This window comes from Stenotrophomonas sp. HMWF023 (genome assembly GCF_003060985.1).
Taxonomy (GTDB): domain Bacteria; phylum Pseudomonadota; class Gammaproteobacteria; order Xanthomonadales; family Xanthomonadaceae; genus Stenotrophomonas; species Stenotrophomonas lactitubi.
The window spans coordinates 1-836 of sequence record NZ_QAIJ01000224.1 but is presented as its reverse complement, the minus strand read 5'-3'; the positions used below and the strand labels follow the sequence as shown (position 1 = coordinate 836).

At 67.7% G+C, this 836-nt stretch carries 1 protein-coding gene; it reads left to right on the top strand.

Going from position 1 to position 836, the window contains the following annotated elements; genetic code table 11:
- Positions 1-341 precede the first annotated feature (341 nt).
- Positions 342-740 (top strand): hypothetical protein, encoded by a 399-nt coding sequence (locus DBR20_RS12125; protein WP_108266339.1) that lies wholly within the window; start codon positions 342-344, stop codon positions 738-740.
- The last annotated feature ends 96 nt before the right edge of the window (positions 741-836 follow it).

The following is an 836-nucleotide window of genomic DNA, read 5'->3' as shown; positions in this document are numbered from 1 at the left end:
CTGCGCGAGCGGCTGGACACGTCCTTGGGGCGGGTCGGCAGCGTGGCGGCGTGCAAGGCCCGCGATGAGGCGCTGATGGGCCTGGTCGGCCTGCGGTTCGCGCTGTTCCCGGAAGCGAAGGCGTTGGCGCTGGGGTTGGCGGACGCCGCAGCGCCGTCCGTCTGATGCGATCCGCCGGGCATGGCCCGGCGCTACCCTGTCCGCCTGATACGAATCGCCGGGCATGGCCCGGCGCTACCCTGTCCGCCTGATACGAATCGCCGGGCATGCCCCGGCGCAGCCCTTATCCTCCGGTAGCGCGCTATGCCCGGCGGCTTTTCACCAGACAACAGGAAGCTCCAATGAGTTACGACATGATGGTGTTCGAGGCCAGCGTCGCCCCGCGTGAAGCGGTGGCGTTCATCGCCTGGTTCGAGAAGCAGGCGCAGTGGGGCGAGCGCCACGAGTACGACGACCCGGCGGTCAGCAGCCCGGCGTTGCAGGCGTGGTTTGCGGAGATGGCGGCGGTCTTTCCGCCGCTGAACGGCCCGCTGAGCAACGACGATGACGATCGCGCCGAAGTCACCGAGTACAGCATCGGCCGCGATGTGATCTATGGCGCGTTCGCGTATTCGGTGGCCGAGCGCGCGCATGGGTTGGTGCAGGACCTGGCCGAGAAGCACGGCGTGGGGTTCTTCGATGTGAGTGCTGACGAGGCGGCGATCGTGTATCCGGATGGGCTGGTGTTGATGCCGGAGTAGGTTGGGCGGCAGGGCTGCGCCCTGCACCTGCCGAATCAACGTCAACGTCAACGTCAAATGCTGGGCTACTGGGGGATGGCGGGGTGGGTCCGGTGG

Coding starts and splice junctions, on each gene's coding strand:
- DBR20_RS12125 (WP_108266339.1), top strand. CDS start 342: ATGAGTTACGACATGATGGTGTTCGAGGCCAGCGTCGCCCCGCGTGAA.